The sequence below is a fragment of the Marinomonas sp. TI.3.20 genome, from assembly GCF_038155025.1.
Taxonomy (GTDB): Bacteria; Pseudomonadota; Gammaproteobacteria; order Pseudomonadales; family Marinomonadaceae; genus Marinomonas; species Marinomonas flavescens.
In genome coordinates this window covers 1-530 of record NZ_JBAKAS010000070.1, presented here as the reverse complement: position 1 = coordinate 530, position 530 = coordinate 1, and the positions used below count along the sequence as shown (strand labels likewise).

1 protein-coding gene is annotated in these 530 nt (G+C 46.0%); it reads left to right on the top strand.

Going from position 1 to position 530, the window contains the following annotated elements; all coding sequences use genetic code 11:
• A partial coding sequence (locus tag V6259_RS19600) for a DDE-type integrase/transposase/recombinase (protein WP_341585962.1) occupies window positions 1-530 on the top strand: 530 nt, incomplete at both ends.

The window sequence follows — 530 nt, the reverse complement described above, 5'->3', positions numbered from 1 at the left end:
CAAGAGGGCTTTCCCGTTGATCATCTATGTCAGTTATTCAATATTCATAGAAGCAGCTACAGGTATTGGCGTGATAAAACGGTCGGTGAAACACCTGCTCGTATTATGCTTAAAGAAAAAGTTCGAGCCGCTTTTGAAGTAAGTGAAGGCGCTGCGGGAGCGAGAACGATTGCAGCTATTGTCACTCAGGGTGGTACAAGCTTAAGTCGGTATGTCGCAAGTAACTTAATGCGCGAACTCGCTTTGCTTAGCTGTCAACAGCCTAAGCATCGCTATAAACCAGCAAAACAAGAGAGTTTAGTTGCGCCGAACCTTCTGGCTCGACAGTTTAACGTGGGCTCTCCTAAAAAGGTTTGGTGTGGTGACATCACCTATGTTTGGACAGGAAACCGTTGGGCTTATTTAGCCGTTGTGATGGATTTATACGCAAGAAAACCAGTTGGCTGGGCGTTGTCTCTGAGCCCTGATAGTGAACTTGTTAGTAAGGCTCTTATTATGGCTTATGAGTTAAGGGGGAAGCCGAAGGCGTT